The following is a 24807-nucleotide window of genomic DNA, read 5'->3' as shown; positions in this document are numbered from 1 at the left end:
GTGTTAGATTATAACTACTTTTGAAAATATGGAAAGAGGGAAGTATTAGTTACCTCCCTCTTTTTTATCTTTTTGGCTGGTAGTCCAATGTATGAAATAATTCTTTCTGCTCTGAATCTGTCAATTCACGCCATTCGCCAATCGGCAGATTTCCTAACTCGATGTTGAGGATTCGTACTCGCTGTAAACGACGTACATGATAGCCGAGAGCTGCGCACATTCGGCGGATTTGTCGGTTTAGGCCTTGTGTCAGCACGAGGGAGAAGGTCCGTGGACCTAGCTTTGTCACCGTGCAAGGCTTGGTTACAGTATCGAGGATTTTCACACCATTCTCCATTTTTGAAATAAAAGAAGAAGTCAATGGACTATCTACAGTTACGATGTATTCTTTCTCATGATTATGTTCTTCTCTCAAAATTTCATTGACGATATCACCATCATTGGTCATTAAAAGCAATCCGTCCGAATCTTTATCCAATCGACCGATATGAAAAATGCGCAGTGGGTGATTAATGAAATCCACTACATTGCCTTCGATATGCCGTTCCGTTGTACTCGTTATACCGACGGGTTTGTTGAGTGCGATATAGACCAACTGTTCTTCTTTTTGTACCTGTTTACCATCTACTTCAACCTGATCGCCTGATTCGACTTTGCTGCCAAGCTCTGCTGGCTGTCCGTTAATTTTAACACGGCCGTCAGTAATCCACTTATCGGCACCGCGTCTCGATACAATGCCTGCTTCACTTAAAAATTTATTGATACGCATAAATACTCCCCTTCCGAGCTTGTTATGATAAGGTGATTATATCATTTTTACTTATTCGTAACTAAAGAAGATGTTGACATTAAAGATTCTGCATATTAAGATAAATGTACTTAACAAGATGGACAGAAGATTTCGACAGCGGAATCGTCCACGGTAGACGAGCAAAGATAGATGAGAAGAGAATAGCGAAAAGATATGAATAAGAAGAGTAGCGATTGTGCGTGCTTGCTAGAGAGTCGGTGTATGGTGGGAACCGATACACGGCAGTCGTGAATGGACTTATGGAAGCTGTTTTTTCTAATGAAAAACAGACGTGTGCTCGCGTTAAGGGCAGTGTGAAAACACATAAAGTGGGAGTGCTGCGGCGCTTCAATTTGAGGTGGCAACGCGGTTATCGATCGTCCTCTGCAACAGGCTTAATCTGTCTGTTTGCAGAGGGCTTTTTATTTGGAGAAAATTAGGCGGATATTTAGTGGAAAAGAGGAGAATGGACATGACGACAGAAAAGAAGAACTTACGAGTGACAGCAAGAAAAATTGAGGGCGATTCGTTAACGCCTATATTGATCTTCAGAAGACTAAAAGGAAGCCATAAATTTTTGCTGGAAAGTTCTTCGCAGGCAGGGGGATCAGGACGATATTCTTTTATCGGGCTGAATCCCCAGAAAGCGTACCGCGGACGCGACGGCGTAGTCGAGGAAATCGTTTATTCATCAAATAAGACGTATACGCATGAAGGAGAACTTTACACATTATTGAAGCGCTTGATGCCACGTATTACAGAAGATGCTGGATTCCCCTTCACAGGCGGTGCGGTTGGTTACGTAGGATATGGAGCCGCACGTAATGGTGAAAAGCGCACAGCGGACGATCTGCATATACCAGATGTCTACTTCAATATTTACGATACCGTTGTCATTTACGATCATCATAAGCATGAAGTGACGTTGTTGCATACTGAGATCAATCCTGTCTATGAAACACCTGATCTAGATGCCATCGAGGATATGATCATCAATGGTTCGGTAGAAAAAGAAGAAGAGGTGGCGCTTTCGGATTATCGATGTGCGATTTCGAAAGAAGAATTCGAACGGCGTGTTCAACTCGTCGTTGATGCAATAAAAGATGGTCAGGCAGAACAAGTCGTGTTGTCTCGTCGATTAGAAGCAGATATTGCAGGCGATCCATTTGTATTGTACCGCAAACTGCGCCGAAGCAATCCATCGCCTTACATGTACTACATGGAATTTGACGATCATACTGTTATCGGTACATCTCCGGAAAGTTTAGTGCGTGTCTCAGGAAACAAGGTGCTGACGAATCCGATTGCGGGTACTCGAAGAAGAGGCCGTGACGAAGCGGAAGATCTGGGGCTGGAAAAAGAATTGCGCAGCGATCCGAAAGAACTGTCAGAACACGATATGCTAGTAGAAGTGAGCAAAAAAGAAATGCAGCAAGTATGCCGCCCTGAAACGATTGAAGTAGCGAAGTACTTAGAGACTGTACGATACGAACATGTCATGCACTTAGTATCCGAAGTGGAAGGCGACCTAGCGCCTGGCTTACATGCATTAGATGCCTTGAAAGCAACAATGCCGGCAGGAACCGTAACAGGATCACCAAAACAAGCGGCAATGACGATCATCGACGAACTGGAAGACCAGCACCGCGGCATTTACGGAGGTGCGGTCGGTTACATTGGCCTTAACGGCAATATCGACTTCGCATTGACGATTCGTACGATGCTAGTTAAAGAAGGGAAAGCTTACGTGCAAGCAGGAGCCGGAATAGTAGAAGCTTCCGTCCCGGCGCTTGAATACAAAGAAACGTCCAACAAAGCCCGTTCATTGCTCGAGGCTACTGAAACGGTGAAGTAACCTGTAAATCTGTAGATGAAATGGTAGTTGGAGTTTTATGTTTAGAACAGTCGATAGTTTTTTGCAGTGACGATTAGGTTCGACCACGCCTCGCGGAAAGCGTCCACCTGGAATGGAAATCAACGGGATCTAAATTTTACTTTGAGTGTAAGTTATTTATCTCAGTTTATATAGATGAGGAGAGATGAGCTTGGAAAAGTATTTGAGCATAGTAGAGAAGAAACGTCACTTAATGTACGAAGAAATGAGAGAAGCAGCCGAATTACTATTCAGCGAACAAACCAATGAGGAACAAATTATACAATTCCTAATCGCCCTATCCAATAAGGGAGAGACCTCACACGAAGTTGCGGCACTAGCAGCTGTTATGAAATCATACGCTATGGATCTAACACCAACATCTGCACGATACCTAGACAATTGCGGAACAGGCGGAGACGGCGTCAACACATTCAACATCAGCACTACCGCTGCATTTGTACTTGCAGGCGCAGGTGTACAAGTGGCCAAACATGGCAACCGTAAAATTTCCAGTGCAGCCGGCAGCCAAGATGTGCTTGACGCACTTGGTATTCATTCCGACTACCAAACAGACGATATGCAGCGTCTGCTGGAACAGGAAGGTATCGCATTTCTGTTCGCACCGGCGATTCATCCGAAAATGAAGCGTATTGGCGCAATCCGCAATAAAATTGGCAAGCCGACGATCTTCAACCTAGTCGGCCCGCTAACGAATCCAGTTTCCTTAGAAACCCAGTTCACGGGCATCAACCGCCCAGACTTCATAATGGAATATGCGTCTGTGTTGCGGATGCTTGGTCGTGAGCGGGCGATCGTAGTAAGTGGAGCAGGCGGCATGGATGAAGCCTCTCTTGCCGGGCAGAATGAATTTGTCCTGTTGGATCACGGCGATTTGATTCCATTTTCATTAACAGCGGATGATGTGGGGCTTGAATATGCACCATTGTCTGCAATCAAAGGTGGAAGTGCAGTGGAAAATGCTGCAACGACCCGGGCGATTTTGAACGGAGTGCGCGGTCCTAAGTTTGATACAGTTGTCTTAAATGCCGGCATTGGATTGTTTGCAAACGGTCGAGTGAAGACGATTCAAGAGGGCGTTAAACGAGCGAGCGATAGTATTTTGTCGGGAAGAGCATTAGAAAAATTAGAAGCCGTTGTCGCATTCAGCGAAACGATTCGGCAAAAGGCGGTTGTCCAATGACGATTTTAGATAAAATTATTGCACAGAAGAAAATAGAAGTGGAACGGTTGCTCGCGAGCAATGTCATTTTTCCAGAGAGAGAAACTTCCCGTCCATCCTTATATAAGACACTGCGAAAAGCAAAGAAGCTCCAAGTGATTTCCGAAATGAAACGTGCATCGCCTTCTAAAGGTTTAATTGCTGAAGGAGCTAATCCTGTCAAGCAGGCTATTGCTTATTATGAAGCGGGCGCTGCGTGTATATCGGTTCTGACGGACAATGAATTTTTCAAAGGTTCATTTGAGGATTTGGCGGCTGTCGCAGACGTGGTTCCGATTGCGTTGTTATGTAAAGACTTCATAATTCATCCGATACAGATCGACCAGGCGAAAAGTGCGGGGGCGTCCGTTATTTTATTAATTGTTGCGGCATTAGACGATCAGACGCTTGGGAGTCTGTATACGTATGCAAACGAACTTGGATTGGATGTGTTAGTAGAAGTCCATAGTGTGGAGGAATTACAGCGTGCGTTGGCAATTGATGCGAAAATTATTGGAGTCAATAATCGAGATTTGCGTACGTTTGAAGTTGATTTAGCGCAGACCGAGCTGATCGCGGAACAGTTCCCATTTGATGAAGAACGTGTCTTCATCAGTGAAAGCGGCATCTGGAACCCTGAAGATGCGGAACGTGCTGCGAAAGCGGGGGCGAGCGCGGTGTTGGTTGGAGAATCGTTGATGCGCAGTGATTCAGTGAAAGATGCATTACGGGCGCTACAAGTGGAAAAGCAAGGGATCCGTTCATGACAAAGGTGAAGATTTGTGGTCTGATTCAGGCAGAACATGTGCGGGCGGCAGTAGATGCAGGCGCAGACGCAATAGGATTTGTCTTTGCGCCGAGTCGGCGGGAAGTGACGATTGAGCAGGCGCGGGAACTTGCGAAAGGCATTCCGGAATCGGTCCTGAAGATTGGTGTATTCGTGGATGCATCAAAGGAAGAACTGCAACGAACATTCAAGGAAGTGCCTCTGGATTATATTCAGTATCATGGGAATGAATCACCAGAATTCATTCGGGAGGTCGGTTTGCCATCCATTAAGGCATTAGCGATCCGCGATGAAAAGGATGCTAAACGTGCTGCTGCCTATGATGTGGATTACTTTTTATTCGATACGCCAGGTGTGGAGTATAAAGGTGGCAGTGGCAAGACGTTTGACTGGTCGCTGCTCGCAGACGCAGGTGTTTCACTAGAGCAAATGATTTTGGCAGGTGGTTTGCATGCCGGGAATGTGCAAAGGGCGATCCAGCAAGTGCATCCATATATGGTAGATGTATCGAGCGGAGTAGAAATTGATAAGCAAAAAGATGCGGAACGTATTCGGGCGTTTATTCATAAAGCGAAGGGTAGGAGTGATCAAGATGCAGACGACAGAAACTAAAGGACGTTATGGAAAGTTTGGCGGACAATTTGTTCCTGAGACATTGATGACAGCGTTGCAGGAATTGGAAACGGCTTATGAGGAAGCGCAGCAAGATCCTGCATTTAGTGAAGAATTGAACGGCTATTTGAAGGACTTTGTTGGACGGGAGACTCCGCTGTTTTTTGCAGAGCAGCTGACGAAGCATGCAGGCGGAGCCAAGATTTATTTGAAGCGCGAGGACTTGAATCATACAGGTGCGCATAAGATCAATAATTCATTGGGGCAGGCATTGCTGGCTCTCCGAATGGGCAAGAAGAAGATCGTGGCAGAAACGGGTGCTGGTCAACACGGTGTCGCTACGGCAACGGCTTGTGCTTTGCTTGGTTTAGAATGTGTCGTCTTCATGGGGAAAGAAGATATTCGTCGTCAGGAATTGAACGTTTTTCGCATGGAGCTGCTCGGTGCATCCGTTGTTTCTGTCGATAAAGGAGCAGGCACGCTGAAAGACGCGGTCAATGAAGCACTGCGTTATTGGGTATCCAATGTAGAGGATACGCATTATATTCTCGGATCAGCACTCGGTCCACATCCATTTCCGCAAATCGTCCGTGATTTTCAATGCGTCATCGGCAATGAAACGAAACAACAGATAATGGAGAAGGAAAATCGCCTTCCCGATGCAGTTGTCGCGTGTATTGGGGGTGGCAGTAATGCAATTGGCATGTTCCATCCATTTGTTGACGATGAAGATGTTAAATTATATGGAGTTGAAGCGGCAGGAAGCGGAATTTCAACAGGAAAGCATGCGGCAGCGATTGCAGGTAAACAAGAAGGCGTTTTACACGGAGCATATATGTATGTGTTGCAAGATGAGGATGGATTCATTCAGGAAGCACATTCCATTTCGGCCGGTTTAGACTATCCGGCAGTTGGTCCTGAGCATTGCCATTTGCACGATATTGATCGTGTCCAGTACGATTCTGTGACCGATCAACAAGCATTAGAAGGTTTGCAGTTATTGTCTCGTGTGGAAGGCATCATTCCTGCTCTTGAAAGTGCGCACGCGGTCTATTATTCTGTGCAATTGGCTAAAAAAATGAAGGAAGAAGAAATTCTCGTCATCTGTTTATCGGGCCGTGGAGATAAGGACGTCCAAACTGTACGGGATGCGTTAGGAGGCCAAGCATAATGACAAAACAAAAGGTAATGCAGGCAATTTTGCAATGTAATGAACGAGGCGATAAGGCGTTTGTTCCTTATATTATGGCAGGCGATGGTGGTTTGCAGACGTTAAAAAAGAATATTTTATTCTTGCAGGAGGCAGGTGCAGCCGCGATTGAAGTAGGTATTCCGTTTTCTGATCCGGTGGCCGATGGTGAAGTGATCCAGCAAGCAGGTGAGCGGGCTTTGACAGAAGGCGTAACGCTTCGCAAAGTGATGGCTGAACTAGCTTCATTCAAAGAAGAAGTGACAGTGCCGCTCGTAATCATGACGTACTTGAATCCTATCCTGAGTTACGGATTGCAAGCGATGGCTGCTGACTGTGAGAACAGCGGAGTGTATGGTCTGATTGTGCCGGATCTGCCTTTAGAGGAAAGTGGTCTGCTGAAATCTGCTTTAGAAGGTACGGATATCGCGCTGATTCAACTTGTGTCGTTAACGAGTCCGGCTGAACGTATTAACGCAATTGCTGAAGCGGCGGAAGGTTTTATTTATGCTGTGACAGTTAATGGCATTACCGGTGTTCGTGATTCCTTCACTGAAGGTTTAGAAGACCACTTGGAACGTTTGAAAGCTGCAAGTTCCGTTCCTGTTCTCGCTGGATTTGGAATTTCCACACCAGAGCATGTACGAAGTTTAGGTGCGTTAGCTGACGGTGTCATCGTCGGAAGTGCGATTGTGAGTGCATTTCATGAAGGTGATTTGCCGACAATTCGAACGCTGATCGATGCTTCGAAAAATCAAGTTTCGCAAATATAATGCTAGACCGAATGACTGGAGAAATTCAGTCGTTCGGTTTTTTTGTTTGTGTACAATATGTGCGAACATTACTTTATACGTTCTAAACTATCCACAACGACGGGAATGTGGGCAACTTTTTAAAATTCAACGCATAATTTCCCGTTACTTATTCACACTATCCGCAAAGGAGTTGATGGTATGGAAGATATCTTATTAACTATCCACAAACTCCGGACATCTTTTCAGATTCATGGAAAATTTTACCCAGCCGTTGACGGAATTTCATTGACGATTCAAAAAAATGAAGTGTTGGCGATCGTTGGTGAATCGGGTTGTGGAAAAAGTGCGCTTGCGTTGTCAATCATGGGCTTACATCCATCTGATAGAACACTTGTGGAAGGCATTATCGAGTTTCAAGGCCGTAATCTGTTGCAGTTACCGATAGCAGAACTCAATCAAATCCGCGGAAAGCGACTAGCGATGATTTTCCAAGATCCGATGACAGCATTACACCCACTAATGATTGTGGGAAGGCAAATTGAAGAACCAATGAATGTACATCTGACCTTATCCACAAAAGAGAAAAAGCATCGGACATTACAGTTGCTTGAACGTGTGGGTATTCAAAATAACGAACAAGTCTATCAACAGTATCCCCACGAGCTGTCTGGCGGTATGCGGCAACGTGTACTGATTGCGATGGCACTTGCCTGTGATCCTGTGCTGCTTATTGCGGACGAACCGACAACGGCCCTCGATGTGACGATTCAAGCGCAAATCTTGGAATTGATGAAAGATTTGCAACGCCAATCGCAAGCGGGTATTTTATTGATCACGCATGACTTGGGTGTAGTAGCGGAGATGGCCGATCGTGTGGCAGTGATGTATGCAGGAGAAATTGTCGAGTTGGCACCGGTTCGTGAGTTGTTCTACAACCCAAAACACCCCTATACAAGATCGCTTCTTCAATCACTTCCTTCGGCCACCGGTCAGAAGCAGAAATTGCATGTCATTGATGGCATTGTTCCAGCCATTGAACATCTTAAAAGGAATGGCTGTCGTTTTGCCTCTCGTATTCCGTGGATTTCGAATGAACTGCATGAAGGCGAACCGATATTGCATGAAATTGCTGCTGATCATTTCGTTCGTTGTCGATGTCACGAACACTTCTACTTGCCTGCGGAAAGAATGGGAGACGAAAGCAATGCCTCTATTACAGCTACATGACGTGACGGTTCAATTCCCTGAGAAAGGTGGTTTTTTGAAACGGACTATTCCACCGCGTTCTGTCGTGGATCAAGTAAGTTTTCAAATTTTCCAAGGTGAAGTTTATGGTCTCGTGGGGGAATCTGGATGTGGCAAGTCGACAACAGCGAGAGCGATCATGGGCTTGAATTCGTTAGCGAATGGACAGATTTTATTCCAAGGTGACGATTTATACCAGATGTCTCGAGCGTCACGGAAATTGCGGATGAAAGATATCCAAATGATATTCCAAGACCCTTATTCTTCGTTAAATCCACGAAAAAATGTCTGGAATATTATTGCGGAACCGTTGCGTAATTTTGAAAACCTCTCTAAAGAAGAAGAGCTGGCAAAAGTTCAAGAGTTGGTGGAGCGAGTAGGTTTGAATGCTGAATCAATATATCAGTATCCTCATCAATTTTCAGGCGGACAGCGGCAGCGTATCGGTATTGCTCGTGCGCTCGCTTTGCGTCCGCAGTTACTTATTGCGGATGAGCCGGTCTCTGCACTCGACGTTTCTGTGCAGGCTCAAGTACTAAATTTCATGAAAGATATTCAAGAAGAGTTTGAGCTGACTGTGTTATTTATTTCTCACGACTTAGGAATTGTTCGCCATATGTGTGATCGGATTGGCATCATGTATAAAGGACGTTTGGTTGAAGAAGGGACAGTCGAAGACATTTATGAACGGCCCAGTCATTTATATACTAAACGTCTAGTGGCGGCGATGCCGGAATTGAATCCAGAAAAACGTTCGGAAAAAGTGAAGCAAAGACGGCAGATAAATGAGCAATATGAGCTGGCTGCAGATCAATTTTTTGATTCGTCGGGCAGAATTATAGAGCTGCGGCAGATTTCAGATACCCACAGGGCAGCTTTGAAGTGAGGAGGTAAGGAAGTGTTTGTTTTTATTGTAAGAAGAACCTTACTGATGATTCCTCAGTTGCTTTTACTGAGTATCCTCATTTTCTTTTTGGCTAAACAGATGCCAGGCGATGCAGTAACAGGTGCATTCATGGGAAAACCGAATGTATCGGCAGAACAAATGGAGAAGATCCGTGAACAGCACGGTTTAAATGATCCATGGATTGTGCAATATGGGCGCTGGATAGGCGATGCAGTACGAGGAGATTTTGGGCAGTCATTTGTGCATAAGCAGCCGGTTACACAACTGCTGGCTGGGCGTATTGAAAATACGATCTGGCTGTCGGTTGCAACGTTGGTGGTTACGTATTTGATTGCGATTCCGCTGGGCATGATTGCGGGCAGATGGACTGGAAGCTGGGCGGATCAGTTCATCGTGACGTATAACTATGTTTCATTTGCAACACCTGTGTTCGTCTTCGCTTTACTGATGTTATATGTTTTTGGCTTTGTGCTGAATTGGTTTCCGAGCGGAGGCAGCGTGGACATCCGGGTTGAGGAAGGAACTGCAGAGTATGTGATGGATAAGCTGAAACATTTGGTGCTGCCTGTTTTGTCAGGCTCGCTGTTGCTGACTTATTCGACTGTGCAGTATTTGCGTAATGAAATCATTGAGACCAAAATGAAAGACTTTGTGAAGACGGCTCGTGCGAAAGGCGTATCGGAAGATATAGTGTATAGTCGACATATCCTTCGGCATTCGATATTGCCGATTGCAGCTTTTTTAGGCTATGAGATTACGGGATTGATTGCAGGTTCGGTATTTATTGAAACGATTTTTAGTTATCCAGGACTCGGCCGACTTTTCATCGACTCGATTATGACACGTGATTTCACGGTGGTCACAGCACTTGTTCTTATTTCTGGCGCAGCGGTTATCGTAGGGACGATGTTGTCGGATATTATTTTGCGCATGGTGGATCCGCGGATTCGTCTTGGATGAAAGGGAGATGGAGATGGAGCTTACGAATGAAGTTTTGCGACAGGCAAAAATGAACAATCAATCGTTTCTGTCTGCGGCTTGGCGGGAAATTCGACATGACGGGATGGCGTTAGTATCGTTGATCGTGCTCGTTTGCATCGTAGGGATTGCGTATATCTCCCCCTTCTTTCTTTCCATAGACCGTGTGACGAGAATCGATTTATCCAGCATTTATTTGGCACCGTCTGCTGTGCATTGGCTTGGGACGGATGACGGAGGGCGGGATGTCTTTGGTCAGCTGCTGCTCGGTGCACGGAATTCGTTTACGATTGGAGTTTGCGTCACATTACTGGCAAGTCTGTACGGCTTGACGATTGGCTTGATTGCCGGCTTTTATGGTGGAATTGTTGATCAGATCATTTGTAGGGTACTTGATTTTCTAATGATTTTACCGTCTTTGATGATCATCATTGTTTTTGTTGTGATGGTACCGAATTACAGTGTCTTCAATTTCATTCTGATTATGAGCATCTTTGCTTGGTTCGGCAAGGCTCGCCTTATCCGCTCGAGAGGATTGGCGGAACGAGAGCTGGACTATATTCATGCTTCCAAAACACTCGGCACACCAGATTGGAAAATTATGCTCTTTGAAATGTTGCCGAATTTGAGTTCATTGATCATCGTCAACATGACCCTGACGTTAGCGGGGAATATCGGGCTGGAGACAGGTTTGACGTTTCTCGGATTCGGTCTGCCATCTGGGACCCCATCACTCGGCACACTGATTGCGCTGGCAAAGAACCCTGATATTGTCCAAAACAAATGGTGGGTTTGGCTTCCTGCTGCACTGCTCATTTTAGTGATCATGCTATGTATTAATTATATCGGTCAAGCAGTCAAACGAGCTTCAGATGCGAGACAGCGAATTGCGTAAAGGAGGAGAATGGCTTGCAGAAAAAGTGGATGCTCATCTTGCTAATATTTGTGGTAGCGGGCTGTTCGGAGGCACAATCACGTGTTCAAGGAGAAACCGAACCGCCTGTATTTCCATTGGAAGTATCCAATCAAGATAAGCCGATAGAGGATGGAGAGATGATTGTTGCATTGGTCAGTTCAGACCCTTTTGAAGGTACACTAAGCCGGCCTTTTTACAGCGGTTCATTTGACGCGGAAATTATGAATTGGTTTGATGAAGCTTTACTTTCCACTGACAGTGATTTTGAGATTACGAATGATGGAGCAGCGACGTATGAGCTGTCTGATGATAAACGAACGATTACGCTCCGCATTAAAGAGGGAGTTTATTGGCATGATGGTGAGCCGGTTTTGGCAAGTGATTTACTGTATGCCTATGAATTGCTAGGTCATCCCGATTATGCAGGAGAGCGCTATACGTTCACAGTCGAAAACATCGAAGGTATGGATGACTATCATGCTGGGCGAACGAAGAAAATTTCGGGAATTCAAGTACATGATGAACGGACGATTAGCGTGACATTCAAAACTGCATCTCCTTCCATTATGACGGGATTCTGGTCCGTTCCAGTTCCGCGACATCACGTAGGAGATGTGACGGCGGGCGAGTTGACGATGGAGGAGCTGGAGTCGTCTGAGAAAATTCGTATCACACCGATCGGGTTCGGTCCTTATATTATAGTGAAAATCGTGCCGGGTGAATCGGTGCTCTTGGAACGAAACGAGGACTATTGGAGAGGCCGACCTCAGCTGCAATCCGTGGTATTGAAAACAGTGAACGAAGCCATTGTTGTGGAGTCGCTTAAAAAAGGGGACGTAGATTTGGCGAAAGTCCCTGCCGATCAATATGAAACGGTGAAGAAGTTGGACAATATCGAGTTGCTCGGTGACTTGGATCTGGCTTATAGCTATATTGGATTCAAAATAGGCAAGTGGGATGATGAAAAGAAAGAGAACCGGATGGATCCAAAGTCGAAACTGGCCAATAAATTGGTGCGTCAAGCAATGTGGCATGCTATGGATAACGAGTCAGTCGGCACCTATTTATATCATCATCTGCGCTTTCCTGCCACGACACTCATCGTACCTGGATTTGAATCGTATCATGACGCAAAAAATCTCGGACGTCCGTATGATCCTGAAAAGGCGAGGGCCTTGCTGGATGAAGCAGGGTATATCGATAAGAACGGAGATGGCTTTCGTGAAGATCCTGCTGGCAAGCCATTCATTCTTCACTTCGCGTCAATGGCAGGAGGCGATGTCGCTGAGCCGATCGCGAAGTACTATATACAAAACTGGGCGGATGTCGGCTTGAAAGTAGATTTGACGGATGGCCGTTTACACGATTTCAATGCGTTTTATGAGCTAGTAAAATCAGATGATCCGAAAGTGGATATTTTCCAGGGAGCATGGGGCACAGGTTCCGATCCAGATCCGTCCGGTTTATACGGTCGCAAAGCGCTGTTCAATTATTCCCGGTATACGAGCGAAAGGAATGATGCACTGCTAGAAACGGGCACATCTAAACAGGCGTTTGATACGGAGAAACGACGAGAAATTTATAAGGAATGGCAGGCGTTGATGGTGGAGGACGTCCCACTTGTGCCAACATTGTACCGCTATGAGTTGATCGGTGTGAATACGCGAGTGGTGAATTATTCAATCGATCCAAATTCGGAAAATCGTCATGTGTGGAAGTGGGGTGTGTCGGCGTAATAAATTTTTTTGGCCGGCGATCATAAACTCCTGAGACGCGATCATATATCTGTGCAGGCGCTCATAATTCATCCATACTCGCTCATACCATCTTCCTTAGCGATCATAATACTTCTGCTCGCGCTCCTAAACATCCCACCTGCGCTCATATCCCCCACGTATCATACCGTCGTTTTGTGGTATTATCTCTGTCCTGTTCTGAATATGATAGAGTAGGACGTAGAAAGGGTGATGAATAGGATGATTCGTCCAAAGCGTTTAGTAAAAGGTGATTTGATAGGGATTGTGGCGCCGGCCAGCCCGGTTGCGCGCGAAGATGTAGAGCGATCGTTTTCATTTCTCAGGCAACTGGGACTTCGCTATGTATTGGGCAAGTCTATATACGAAGTAAATGGCTATTTGGCAGGCTCTGATGAAGAGCGTCTTGCCGACTTGCATAATATGTTCAGCAATCCTGAAGTGAAAGGGATTTTTTGCGCGGGTGGAGGGTATGGTTCGGCTCGTTACGCGGATCAAATCGATATGGAATTAATTCATGAGCATCCGAAGGTGTTTTGGGGATTCAGTGATATTACTTATTTACATACAGTGATCCGACAAGGTTCCGGACTTGTGACCTTTCATGGTCCGATGCTCGCTTCCTGTGTTGCGAAGGATGAATTTCATGAACTGTCGGGGAAAATGTTCGGACAGCTATTTGAACCTGTGGAAGTTCATTACACGGAAGAAATTTCACCGCTAGAATCACTGAGTGGAGGAATAGCAGAAGGAGAGGTAGTCGGTGGTAATTTGACACAGCTTGCGAACAGCCTCGGCAGTGAGTTTGAGATTAAAACTAACCAAAAATTGCTTTTCATTGAAGATATCGGAGAAGAGCCGTATAAAGTAGATCGTTTGTTAAATCAATTACGTTTGGCAGGAAAGCTCCGCGAAGCAGCGGGCATCATCATTGGGGATTTTGCGAAAGCACAACCTTCCAATCCAGAGAAAACTCTGTCGCTGGATGAAGTGTTCGCTCATTACTTCGATGGGCTTGGCAAGCCGGTTGTTAAAGGATTTAAGATCGGGCATTGCGAACCGAATATCGCAATCCCGCTCGGTGTAAAGGGACGTTTAAATGCGGAGGAAAAGACGCTGACTATCTTACCGGGAGTGGAATGAATGAAAATTCGCACCGTAGAAACATTTTTGGTGCAATCATCGCTTCAGAAACCGTTCGTAACAGCATTACGGACGGTGCATACGGTGCAGTCCGTAATCGTCAAATTGACCGCAGAAAATGGGTTGATCGGCTGGGGAGAAGCTGTACCGACGCATGTCATAACTGGCGATTCAATTGGCAGTATTCGCTATGCTGTTGAAAGAGTGTTGGCGCCGGAGCTGATCGGGCAGGATGTGACAAAGCGCGAGATTTTATTTGAACGCATGAATCGAGCACTCGTAGGCAATCCGAGCGCCAAAGCGGGGGTTGATTTGGCGATTCATGATTTATTTGGAAAACTATGCAAATTGCCCTTGGTTCAATTGTTAGGGGGATATCGCGAGAGCTTGTCGACCGATTTGACCGTCAGTGTTGGGACGCCGATTGAAATGGCGCATGAGGCAGCAAAGCATTTAGCAAAAGGCTTCACTACATTGAAAGTGAAAATCGGTACAGGAAGTCTTCAGGAGGACAGAAAGCGAGTTCGGGAGATACGCAGGAAAGTTGGGGCAGATGTGGTCATTCGTCTCGATGCCAATCAAGGTTGGAAACCGAAAGAAGCCATCCGGATGATTCAGCAGTTGGAAGACGACGGGATGGATATTGAATTGGTCGAACAGCCGGTTGCTGCATATGATATCGAAGGGTTGAAGGAAGTGACGCGGCAGACACAGACATCCATCATGGCGGACGAATCACTATTTTCAACTGTTGATGCTAGACGATTGCTGGAGATACGTGCAGTCGATGTTCTGAATATCAAATTGATGAAGTCGGGGGGAATCCACGAAGCCTTGAAGATCAATGCGTTGGCTCAAGCATTTGGGATCGAATGCATGATGGGTAGTATGATGGAGACGGCTGTAGGAGTGACAGCAGCTGCTCATTTTGCAGCGAGTCAGTCGAATATTACACGAGTTGATTTAGATGCACCGCTTTTATTGTCGAAGGGTTTTGAAAGTGGCGGTCTTCAATACAATGGTTCCGCCATTGAATTGGGCAGCGGACCTGGATTAGGTTTTGACTCGAATCGGATGGGGCAGTGGATGAAGGAACATGCCTGTGAATGAGCGGTGGGTGTGCGCGGTGAGTGCAGCAACGGTTTGGTCGGATCCGAATTCACCTAGGCTCGTAGATCTCCCTGCGTTGAATTACCCGGTACAGTTGGAAAAGTGGTTAGCACAGCTATCGTTTGAAGAGCGTTTAGCCTTAAGTGACAAAGGTCAGATTCAAACACAGATTTTATATGGCGAGTCGGTGATAATTGATGAAGTGGTGGGGGATTGGGCGAAAGTAATCGCTTGCCGACAGCCGTCTCGCAAAGATCCGCGCGGCTATCCTGGCTGGGTGCCGCTTGTACAATTATCAGCAGCCAAAAAAGTACACACTGAAGAATTTGTTCGCGTGTCTGCCCGCAAAGCTTGGGTGTTGGAGAAGTCGGGAGACCCTTTTTTGCGTGTATCTTTCAATACAATTTTTCCTTGCGGTGCACAGCAAGCCGACAGGACGCATATCTGGACACCCCATGGTTGGAAGCTGATCAGCAATGCAGATGTGAAGCGGTTCAAGCCGATTGAAGAATTATCTTGCGATAAACCGTTGACTGTAGGCAAACAGTTTTTAGGACTTCCCTATTTATGGGGGGGCATGTCAGCATGGGGTTTTGATTGCTCAGGCTTCATCTTTAATCTTTGGAAGGCGTGCGGAGTCCTATTACCACGAGATGCATCTGACCAGGAGAAGACAGGGAGACCTGTTTCGCTGAATCAGACCGAATGGCGGCAAGGTGATCTATTGTTCTTCAGAGAAGAGGAAGATGCCATTGTGAGCCATGTTGGCATGTATGCTGGGAATGGACAGATGCTTCATGCACCGTCGACTGGAAAGTCAGTAGAGCAAATTCAACTGGCTTCATCTGTTTATGCCGATAAATTATGCCGTGTACGCAGAGTGTGCAAGTGAGTTGTCGAGGCGTGTAGTGTTCTTTTTGAATATAGGAAAAACCGAACTCAGTAGCGCGTTCGGTTTTTTGTGTTCGTTTCTATATGTTCTGAAGAGCCTAGAAATTCTTATTGAATTAATTCTTTAATGGAGAAGTACAACCTTTTTTCGGTATACTGATAAAAGGAATACATAAGGGAGCTGTCAAAATGTCTGAACCAAAATCAATGGGTCAATCAAGGACCATTCAAAGTAAGCTGGTATTACCGCCTGATACGAATCACATTCAGTCCATTTTCGGAGGGAAAGTGCTTGCTCATATTGATGAAATTGCTGCGATTGCTGCGATGAAACATGCGGGTACGAGAGCAGCTGTAACGGCATCGATCGATTCAGTCGATTTTGTATCGCCAGCATTGCTGGGAGATATGATTGAATTGGAAGCGATCGTCACTTCTGTCGGTAACACGTCAATGGAAGTGTTCGTATCGGTCCATTCCAAGAACTTGGTGACAGGAGAAGTGAGGTTAACTACCGAATCATTCTGTACGATGGTGGCGGTGGACGAGACGAACCGACCTATATCGGTAGCGCCGATTTATCCGGAAACAGAAGCCGAAAAGCGTCTTTTCGACTCAGCGCCGGCTAGAAGAGAACTGCGGCAGCAACGACGTTTGATGAAACATTAAAATAACGCAAGGAAGGAACAGTTTTTCTGTCCATCCTTGCGTTTTTAATTTGTAACCACTTGTTACTTTTTTTCATATAGTGTACTATGTAACTAACACACTAGAACGAAAGGAGATGATTAGAGTATGAAGACTTGGAAAGGGTTATGGAAAAAGGAATGGCAGATGATGAGAGGCTGGCTTTCCGCAACGACGGTTATAGCTATTTTGTTAATCATTGTTTCGTCATCCGCATTGTCACTTTTAGTTGAAGGCAAATTAGTGATTTCATTTATGCTCGGTATTTCATTGATGATGATGACATTAATCGTTGTGTGCGTCCCGGTGTCTTTATTGCTGAATAGCTTATGGATAGAATGGAAACGACCGGATGTGTGGCTGCATTCTCCTCAAACCATCTACCAATTGTTTGGAAGTAAAACGGTGTTTGCCTCAGTCATTGGGTTCGTCAGCATGATTGTCCCAGGCGTTACTCTTGCTCTATATGCCTCTATTTTTGACGCTTCTATTACAGAAGTAGGGGTGGCAAAGTTTATCGGAATGATGTATACCTTCATCTCTTCGGTTTACTTAGGGGCAGTCGGTTTAATGCTGATTGGCTTATTTCTTGCAGTTGTCTACCGAGTGATCAAGTCATATGTTCGCCGGGGAGCTTTCTTCATCTGGCTGATTGTTCTATTCATTTTGATGTGGCTATTTCAGACAGCACTGGAATCCAAGTTGTATCAAAAGATTGTTCATCTTGGTCAATTTTCCACTTATACTGACTCGAGAAATATCTCAGTAGGAAATTTTTATTTTGCTCAAAGTACTATGGCGCTATATGCAGGGCAGATCTTTGTAGTAGTCGGATTCCTAGCGTTTCTCTTTGTTTCCTCCGCTTGGCTATTTGAAAAGAAGGTGAGGTTATGAGAATGGATTCTACATGGCGCGGATTGTTCAAGAAAGAATGGATTTTGTTGAAGTGGACGGTGGTATGGGTTGTTTTGCTGAACGTGTTGGTAATTTTAGTGGTACCTTCATTAATCAGCAACCTCGTAGGCATTCCAGGTAAATTGTATGAAAACACATATGTGCTAGGTGGAACCTGGTTTGCTTTCTATACCTTTATGGGTGCTGGGATTTTGTCCGTAAGTTTGACGAAGGAAATGAAAAGCCTGGAAATGTGGCTGCATTCTCCAAGATCTATGTTGCAGTTAGTCGGAGCAAAGTCGCTGTTCGCTGCCTGTACATCAATTGTTACATTGTTTTTCGGAGGAGCATTGCTAGGAGTTACACTTTATTTCTTAGAAGATTGGACCGTTTCCTCCGCTTGGCAAGGGTTTTTGGCATTGGTTAGCATTTTACTGGCAATTTCATTGAAATTGATCTTCGTTATGACTATCGGGTTTTTCTTCTGGAGCGTATATCAAGTGTTGCGGTGCCGAACAAGTTTCTTTGCTGTACCAATTACAGGGTTTCTCTTCGTGTTTGCAAGTATTTTATGGGAAGTCCTCAGGATAAACAACTTCTTTAACTGGCTTCGTACATTAGTGCCGCTGAGATTAACGAATGAATCTTTTTATAATGAACAAACAAGTTATTTTTTTACAGGATTTGTGCCGAACGGAATCGTATTTTCCATAGGAAGTCTGTTGTTTTACTTGGTTCTCAGCTATTTATTAGTGGCTGCTGGATCGAGGTTGTTTGAGAAGAAAGTGAGGTTGTGAAGATGAGCATGAAGTTTCTTCCGGATAAACCCATTTACCAGCAGCTCATCGATCATATTATCGGTGACATCATTCGTGGGGCACTCGCAGCTGGAGAGAAACTGCCATCTGTTCGAGAATATGCTGTTGCAGTCGGTGTCAATGCCAATACGATGCAGCGCGTGTATAAAGAATTGGAACAAATGGAGATTACGGAGACAAGAAGGGGGCAGGGATCATTCGTGACAGAGAATAAAGAGCGGATTGAGGAGCTTCGTGAAGAGATGAAGGAGCAGCTCGTGCAGTCATTTATCCAAAATGTAGAGGCTCTCGGATTTACGACGAATGAAATGGTCAACTATCTGTCGAAAAGAGGTGGGAATGATGATTGAATTGCAAACTGTCTCAAAGCGTTATGGTTTTAAGCACGCACTAAACGGAGTGACGCTTGCGTTGCCAAAAGGGAAAATCATCGGCTTAGTTGGTGAAAATGGAAGCGGGAAAACGACCGTGCTCAAGTTGATGGCAGGTTTACTGTCACCCAATGCAGGAGTGGTTGCATTAGATGGAAAGACGATTACAAGAAGAGTTGCAGCGAAAATTGCTTATATGCCAGATACCGATTTGTTTTATCCATATTTCACAGTGGGCCAGTTATTTGAATTTTATGATTCGCAGTTTGAAGACTTTCAACTAAAGAAGGCGAAAGAGATTGCAGACTTTCTGAAAGTTTCGTTGGATGTCAAAATCAGTACGCTGTCGAAGGGAAACCGGGGACGTGTCAAAATTGCAGTTACACTCGGTCGGGAAGTGGATTATTATTTATTGGATGAACCATTTTCGGGCTTGGATCCGATGGTTCGCGAAGATATCTCGAAAGGTCTCATTCGCTTTACAGATACCGAACGGCAAACCGTATTGATGTCCACGCATGAGATTAAAGAAGTGGAACCGCTGCTGGATGAGCTAATTGTGTTAAAGGAAGGACGGATTCTGGCTCATAAGGAAATCGACGAGATTCGCGACGTGTATGGAATGGATGCGACTTCTTGGTTAGTTTCTCTTTTTCGGGCATAAACAAAAAACAGCAGGAGATGAAATGGTAACTACCAATTCATTCACTGCTGTTTGTTTTAGTTATCGCTACTGAATGTACGAACTAGGCCGAGTACTGTTCCACCGAGAATAAATGCGAACAACGCATACATGATGTAGATGAACCACATGAATATTCACTCCTTTAATCAGTATCCTGCCTTTTATTGTATCACCTAGGCAGGTGCGTTGCAATGGCGTTCACCGGACAACTGTGTCGGCTGTGCGACTGTAGGCATAGATCATTTCCGTGGGAAAATAGACAGTTGTTTCCGCATATACTACCCCCTTAACTCCTAACTTTACCAGTGGATGAAACTGTTGCATGACTTGGTTCGTAAGCAATTCAACAGACTGGTGGCGGAGGGGTTGTTATGAAGAGAATTTTCGCAGTATGCGTATTTTTATTAGTTGTAGGGCTGCCGATTGGTTCGGTAGCAGCGAAGTCGTACTCGATAGATGAAGTTCAGATCCGAGGATGGATTGATCGCGACGGCACGATGCTGGTGAATGAATTATTCACCTATTCATTTGACGGAGATTTTACAAAGCTGACACGAGCTTTTCCAGCTGAGCATCGACAGCAAATTTCAGGATTCAAAGCATTTGAAGTACAAGACGGTCATGCGGAAGTGGGCTTTGTCGATGAAAGTAAGATGCACAGACTTCCTGTTTCATTAAACAAAGAAAATTGGGTAACGAAAATAGCACAAACAGATGGAACGATTCAAGTAATGTATATTTATTACATGAAAAATGCGGTAGTTTCATATGATACATACAGTGATCTGCAATTAACCCTTTTCGAAAAGGGTTCAAATCATAATATTGATATGAAACAATTGCAGATTTCCTTTATTTTGCCGGAAGGCGTAAGTGAACAAAATCTTCATGGCTATTTACAGGCCTCTAACGGAGAAGAGCCAGTTGTTCATGAAAATGGAATTCAGTTTTACACGCCTGTATCTAAAGCAAATACCCTGACAGCGACACGAATGCTGTTTCCTTCATCTATAATGACAGCTCAGAATAAAGGTGAGGCACCAATTCCATTGGAAGAAGTAATGGCAGAAGAACAACAAAAGGCAGAGCATGAGGCTTGGAAGGCTGCGCAGATTCCGAACCTCGAAAAGATTGCCCTAGTTTTAAGTGTCCTTCTCGGGCTGTTCGCAGCTTTTTTCATCTGGATGCGTTCACCTGGCCGTGGATATTTTGGAAGTGTCGACTATGTGATGAAGACAGATCCTTTATACCTCAGCTTTGTAGACCATTCCGGCAGTTGGTTTAGAAGCAGTTTCTTGGCGGGTTTGTTTTCATTAGTCGATAAAGGGGAGGTCGATGTAGAGTTGGCGGACAGTGCTGACCGTTTTCTAGACCATCCGGGCTCGCCTCCAAAGTCGCTGCAATTTCATTTGTTAAAGGGAAGAAGCGGACTATCAGAGTTTGAACGTACACTAGTGACGTGGTTATTTAAGATACGGAAATCACAAAGACAGTTTCATTTGCACGATATTGCGGAAGGTAAGGAATCCAAAGCAGCTTTGAGAAAACAGCATGCATTTGAAGTAGAACATGGAAAATGGCATGAAGAAGTTAAGGAGTTACTAGTGGATTCGGGAACATTGTCCAAACGGCTTTCAAACCTTTTAAAGCTTTCAATTTTAATCGTTACTGGCTTTGTAGCGGCTGGGGCTTTTTATGTAACAGGTGATGAAGAGTGGGGTTGGAACCTAGTGTTACCGGCAATTTTCTTCTTCATAGCCCTCTATAGCATCAAAGAAAAGATCCAAAAATGGCCGTCGATTATCTATTTCGTCGTGTTGTTATTTTTAGTTAATTCTATAGAGTATGGAGAGTTAGTAACGGCTTTAAGTATTTTTATTATAGTGGCATTTATCGCATTTTACTTAATTCCAAAGACTATACTTAGTTCCAAGACAGCACTCTATGCAAAGATGAGCATGAATAAGTTTCGCAGGCAGATGAAATATGGCATGCCTGAAGGATTGTCAGAGGAAGAACAGCAACAATTTTTGATTCGAGCCTATTTGCTTAAACCTTCTAAAAAGAAACTGCCTCAATTAGCAGGTGTAGGAACGGCGACAACAGCGTTGGCAACGTTATTCATGTTGCCTGAAGATCCGCTGCAATTTGTATATTCTAATTGGGGACCGTCACTAAAAGTGCAAGCAGACAGTTCGGGTGGAACGTCATACGATGGAGGCGGTGTATACTCTGGCGGAGGCGGAGGTGACGGAGGTGGGGGTGCAGGGGCGGATTGACCGCCTTCTACACATCTTCTTTTATCTTTGCTCTTTCAATAAATCTCGAATTTCGGTCAGTAATTCTTCCTTAATGTCTAACGGCTTTTCTTCAGGCTCTTCCTCGACAGGTTCTTCTTTTTTTATTTTCAGTTTGATGAGCAACCGAAGGAATAAGAAGAGTGAAGCCGCCACGATCATGAAATTGATAATTGATTGAATGAACAGTCCATACATGATCTCTGCGTCTTTATATTCGAAGCTCAATCCTGAGAAATCTAGACCACCCGATAATATACCGATAATCGGTCCAATGATGTTATCGACAAGTGAAGATACGATCGTACTGAAAGCAGCTCCAATAACAACGCCTATAGCTAAATCAAAAATATTTCCTTTAAACGCAAATTCTTTAAACTCTTTCCACATATACAGTCATTCCTTTTATAACAAAATTCAATTAACCCCGGACTCTTTCCAAGCGCTTAGCATTTTACGTTGGAAACGTTGATAAACGGCAATCGAAGCTATTACCCAGACAGCGCTTGCCAGTATACCCCCGACAATATCACTAGGGAAATGTACGCCTAAATAGATTCGGCTAACCGCAATCATCATAATCATCAATGCAGCGGCTGTGATAATTGCTGCACGGCCCCAGGAAGTCCGCAGGTTGCGCCAAACAATATAAGCGATGATGGTATACAAGCTAAATGCCATCATCGTATGACCGCTCGGAAAGCTGTATCCCCCAATATCGATCAAACGATGGAATTCTGGACGTTCTCGTTTAAAGATGAACTTCAGGACTTGATTCAGAATTCCTGTACCGCCAATAACCGCGACTAGTAAAACAGCTTGTGCGCGGTGACGCTTCCATAGTAGGATCGCCAAACTAGCGAAGGAGATGAGTGCGACGATGCCGGTAGAGCCAATGGTTGTGAAAGCCTTCATCGTGGCCGTCAGCCAGGGAACTTCAGAGCCTTGCACGAAAGCGATAATCACTTCATCAAAACTAGTGATCGTATGTAAGTGAATAGCAGCAGAGACAAAAACAAATAAACCCATCAAAATCAAACTGGCAATCCAAGTGAGCAATAGGCGAAGTGAGAGGTCACGCACGTTCCATAACATCCTTTCTATAGTAACTATATTGTGAAGGATTGCAAAAAAAATGTACAGTGATAGGTCGGAATTTGTGAGCTCAATCACTTTTTCCGTGGAAGTGAGATGAGGTATACTAGTAAAAAGGAGTGTTGCCATATGCATGAAATCTTTACGACAGAACAATGGGATGATCTTCTTGATCAATCCAATGAAGTACCTATCCTGTTAATGAAGCATAGTTCTACCTGTCCAATCAGTTTAGCTGCATTTGACGCATTTCAGCGTGTTGAAACAGATTTGCCCAAGTATTATCTGATCGTCCAAAAAAGTAAGCCGCTATCTCGGGAAATCGAGCGGGATATGCAAATTCGCCACGAATCACCACAACTATTTTTGATGAAGAATGGAAATGTAGTTTGGCAGGCAACCCATTATTCTATCCGAGAACCTGCTATTACCCAGGCGATCCAAGAGCATTATGCTTGATGGGCGGATAAAAAGAAGTAGGACGCGTACTCCACAAAGGAGTACGCTTTTTAGATTAGGATTTTATCAAAATTCGATATGACATTTGTCATCTCAAAGTCATGACATATATGTCTACCCCTCCTTGCCGATAAAAGTTATTCTTAAGTCACTAGCAATCCCATTAGGAGGGAAAACAAAACATGAGTAAAGAGAAAACGAAGCAGTTGCATAAAGATGTCGCGCCTTTCGCGAAATCTGACTTGAAGAAAAGTACTATTCAGTTGCTGAACACGATACCACCTGTTTTTATTTTATGGTTCTTGGCATATCAAAGCTTGAAAGTTTCTGTTGTTTTGACAATCGCCGTCTCAATCGTGGCTGCATTCTTCGTAGTCCGCACGTTTATTATCTTTCATGACTGTACGCACGGTTCATTCTTCCGCAATAAAAAAGCGAATAATATTGTTGGAACAATCACTGGCGTCCTGACATTATTTCCTTATGAAAAGTGGAAAAGAGAGCACTCTATCCACCACGCGACTAGTTCGAACTTGGACAAACGCGGAGTAGGCGATATTTGGGTAATGACAGTGGAAGAATATGCACAAGCTTCTAAATGGGAACGTCTTGGCTATCGTTTCTATCGTAATCCTCTTGTATTGTTTGGATTAGGACCATTGTATTTAGTTTTGATCGCAGGTCGTTTTAATCGCAAAGATGCGCGTAAGAAAGAGCGTATAAACACGTATCTGATTAATGTAATTCTTGTGTTGGTGTACAGCGGATTGATTTGGCTCATTGGCTGGCAGGCATTTCTGTTGATTCAAGGAGTGATGATGTTCACGGCTGCTATGCTTGGGATTTGGCTGTTCTACATTCAGCACACATTCGAAGATTCTTATTTTGAAGAGGAATCTGACTGGGACTATGTAAAAGCTGCTGTAGAAGGTAGTTCTTATTATCAATTGCCACGTGTTCTACAATGGGCGACGGGGAACATTGGTTTCCACCACGTGCATCATTTAGCTCCACGTGTACCAAATTACAACCTTGAAATGGCGCATGAATTGACACCGCCATTGCATAATGCAACTACGATCACATTGAAAACTAGCTTGGAGTCATTACGCTACCGTTTGTACGATCCAGCTAATAAAACATTCATTACATTTAAAGAAGCAAAACAATCTATAACAAAAAACAAGTTAGCGATTGATCTAAAACCGAAACGCACGCGACTTGAGTGAATTGGCGAGAGAAGGATTTCCTTCTCCGCCTTTTTTATCTTTAATCAGCCGGTGTTCAAACGTTTGCTGAACGGGGAACTCAGGCTAAGGCCACTACATG

General features: G+C 44.5%; 25 protein-coding genes and 1 other annotated feature. Of the genes, 22 read left to right on the top strand and 3 right to left on the bottom strand.

Annotated features, from left to right (window positions below):
- Positions 1–64 precede the first annotated feature (64 nt).
- Positions 65–769, bottom strand: a complete 705-nt coding sequence (locus tag MKX97_RS17100) for a pseudouridine synthase (protein ID WP_009499137.1) — start codon at positions 767–769, stop codon at positions 65–67.
- Between the two features lie 186 nt (positions 770–955).
- Positions 956–1178 (top strand) — a binding site (T-box leader).
- A gap of 84 nt (positions 1179–1262) precedes the next feature.
- Between MKX97_RS17100 and MKX97_RS17095 the strand changes: the two genes are divergently transcribed.
- The 20 genes from MKX97_RS17095 to MKX97_RS17000 all read left to right on the top strand — a co-directional run bounded on the left by MKX97_RS17095 (position 1263) and on the right by MKX97_RS17000 (position 21906).
- Positions 1263–2645, top strand: coding sequence for a chorismate-binding protein (locus MKX97_RS17095; RefSeq protein ID WP_342536559.1), 1383 nt, complete (start codon positions 1263–1265; stop codon positions 2643–2645).
- Positions 2646–2829: 184 nt separating this feature from the next.
- A complete protein-coding gene (gene trpD, locus MKX97_RS17090; protein WP_009499134.1) occupies positions 2830–3867 on the top strand; it encodes an anthranilate phosphoribosyltransferase in 1038 nt (345 codons plus the stop codon).
- Positions 3864–4652, top strand: coding sequence for an indole-3-glycerol phosphate synthase TrpC (gene trpC / locus MKX97_RS17085; RefSeq protein ID WP_342536558.1), 789 nt, complete (start codon positions 3864–3866; stop codon positions 4650–4652). The genes trpD and trpC overlap by 4 nt, the downstream gene beginning before the upstream one ends.
- Positions 4649–5284 carry a phosphoribosylanthranilate isomerase gene (locus tag MKX97_RS17080; RefSeq protein WP_342536557.1) on the top strand — a complete coding sequence of 212 codons (636 nt, stop codon included), beginning with the start codon at positions 4649–4651 and terminating at the stop codon, positions 5282–5284. The genes trpC and MKX97_RS17080 overlap by 4 nt, the downstream gene beginning before the upstream one ends.
- Complete coding sequence (trpB, locus tag MKX97_RS17075) at positions 5265–6455, top strand: tryptophan synthase subunit beta (RefSeq protein WP_342536556.1); 1191 nt, start codon at positions 5265–5267, stop codon at positions 6453–6455. The genes MKX97_RS17080 and trpB overlap by 20 nt, the downstream gene beginning before the upstream one ends.
- Entirely contained in the window at positions 6455–7246 is a 792-nt protein-coding gene (gene trpA, locus MKX97_RS17070) for a tryptophan synthase subunit alpha (protein ID WP_009499130.1), read from the top strand. The genes trpB and trpA overlap by 1 nt, the downstream gene beginning before the upstream one ends.
- 180 nt (positions 7247–7426) lie before the next feature.
- Positions 7427–8455: an ABC transporter ATP-binding protein gene (locus MKX97_RS17065; protein ID WP_342536555.1), complete on the top strand. Its 1029-nt coding sequence runs from the start codon at positions 7427–7429 to the stop codon at positions 8453–8455.
- Positions 8433–9359, top strand: coding sequence for an ATP-binding cassette domain-containing protein (locus MKX97_RS17060; protein WP_342536554.1), 927 nt, complete (start codon positions 8433–8435; stop codon positions 9357–9359). The genes MKX97_RS17065 and MKX97_RS17060 overlap by 23 nt, the downstream gene beginning before the upstream one ends.
- A 12-nt stretch (positions 9360–9371) precedes the next feature.
- Positions 9372–10340, top strand: a complete 969-nt coding sequence (opp4B, locus tag MKX97_RS17055; protein ID WP_009499127.1) for an oligopeptide ABC transporter permease — start codon at positions 9372–9374, stop codon at positions 10338–10340.
- Positions 10341–10389: 49 nt separating this feature from the next.
- Complete coding sequence (locus MKX97_RS17050; RefSeq protein WP_221836986.1) at positions 10390–11253, top strand: ABC transporter permease; 864 nt, start codon at positions 10390–10392, stop codon at positions 11251–11253.
- 14 nt (positions 11254–11267) lie between these two features.
- On the top strand, positions 11268–13010 hold the full coding sequence (gene opp4A, locus MKX97_RS17045) for an oligopeptide ABC transporter substrate-binding protein (RefSeq protein ID WP_342536553.1): 1743 nt from the start codon (positions 11268–11270) through the stop codon (positions 13008–13010).
- A 231-nt stretch (positions 13011–13241) separates the two neighbouring features.
- The gene (locus MKX97_RS17040) at positions 13242–14171 is read left to right on the top strand and encodes an LD-carboxypeptidase (protein WP_342537529.1); all 930 of its coding nucleotides are present in this window, start codon (positions 13242–13244) and stop codon (positions 14169–14171) included.
- Positions 14172–15281, top strand: a complete 1110-nt coding sequence (locus tag MKX97_RS17035) for a dipeptide epimerase (RefSeq protein ID WP_078818660.1) — start codon at positions 14172–14174, stop codon at positions 15279–15281. It abuts the gene before it with no gap.
- Complete coding sequence (locus tag MKX97_RS17030) at positions 15268–16173, top strand: C40 family peptidase (protein WP_342536552.1); 906 nt, start codon at positions 15268–15270, stop codon at positions 16171–16173. The genes MKX97_RS17035 and MKX97_RS17030 overlap by 14 nt, the downstream gene beginning before the upstream one ends.
- 188 nt (positions 16174–16361) lie before the next feature.
- On the top strand, positions 16362–16841 hold the full coding sequence (locus tag MKX97_RS17025; protein WP_078818658.1) for an acyl-CoA thioesterase: 480 nt from the start codon (positions 16362–16364) through the stop codon (positions 16839–16841).
- A 126-nt stretch (positions 16842–16967) separates the two neighbouring features.
- Positions 16968–17753: a hypothetical protein gene (locus MKX97_RS17020; RefSeq protein WP_221836906.1), complete on the top strand. Its 786-nt coding sequence runs from the start codon at positions 16968–16970 to the stop codon at positions 17751–17753.
- Positions 17754–17755: 2 nt separating this feature from the next.
- On the top strand, positions 17756–18550 hold the full coding sequence (locus tag MKX97_RS17015) for a hypothetical protein (RefSeq protein ID WP_342536551.1): 795 nt from the start codon (positions 17756–17758) through the stop codon (positions 18548–18550).
- Positions 18551–18552: 2 nt separating this feature from the next.
- Positions 18553–18921 carry a GntR family transcriptional regulator gene (locus tag MKX97_RS17010; protein WP_040759947.1) on the top strand — a complete coding sequence of 123 codons (369 nt, stop codon included), beginning with the start codon at positions 18553–18555 and terminating at the stop codon, positions 18919–18921.
- Complete coding sequence (locus MKX97_RS17005) at positions 18911–19606, top strand: ABC transporter ATP-binding protein (RefSeq protein ID WP_176132615.1); 696 nt, start codon at positions 18911–18913, stop codon at positions 19604–19606. The genes MKX97_RS17010 and MKX97_RS17005 overlap by 11 nt, the downstream gene beginning before the upstream one ends.
- A gap of 392 nt (positions 19607–19998) precedes the next feature.
- Entirely contained in the window at positions 19999–21906 is a 1908-nt protein-coding gene (locus MKX97_RS17000; RefSeq protein WP_342536550.1) for a DUF2207 domain-containing protein, read from the top strand.
- Between the two features lie 21 nt (positions 21907–21927).
- On the opposite strand, the gene mscL is transcribed toward MKX97_RS17000, so the two are convergent.
- Together mscL and MKX97_RS16990 are read right to left on the bottom strand one after the other, a co-directional pair.
- Positions 21928–22314 carry a large conductance mechanosensitive channel protein MscL gene (mscL, locus tag MKX97_RS16995; protein ID WP_078818653.1) on the bottom strand — a complete coding sequence of 129 codons (387 nt, stop codon included), beginning with the start codon at positions 22312–22314 and terminating at the stop codon, positions 21928–21930.
- Positions 22315–22341: 27 nt separating this feature from the next.
- On the bottom strand, positions 22342–23007 hold the full coding sequence (locus MKX97_RS16990; protein WP_221836895.1) for a phosphatase PAP2 family protein: 666 nt from the start codon (positions 23005–23007) through the stop codon (positions 22342–22344).
- Positions 23008–23148: 141 nt separating this feature from the next.
- Between MKX97_RS16990 and ytxJ the strand changes: the two genes are divergently transcribed.
- Both ytxJ and MKX97_RS16980 read left to right on the top strand, forming a co-directional pair.
- Complete coding sequence (gene ytxJ, locus MKX97_RS16985; RefSeq protein ID WP_078818651.1) at positions 23149–23478, top strand: bacillithiol system redox-active protein YtxJ; 330 nt, start codon at positions 23149–23151, stop codon at positions 23476–23478.
- Positions 23479–23660: 182 nt separating this feature from the next.
- Entirely contained in the window at positions 23661–24707 is a 1047-nt protein-coding gene (locus MKX97_RS16980) for a fatty acid desaturase (RefSeq protein WP_342536549.1), read from the top strand.
- Positions 24708–24807: the final 100 nt, after the last annotated feature.

Source organism: Sporosarcina sp. FSL K6-3508, assembly GCF_038615825.1.
In the GTDB taxonomy this organism is placed as follows: domain Bacteria; phylum Bacillota; class Bacilli; order Bacillales_A; family Planococcaceae; genus Sporosarcina; species Sporosarcina newyorkensis.
The sequence above is the reverse complement of the archived record's forward strand: the minus strand, read 5'-3'. Positions and strand labels throughout refer to the sequence as shown.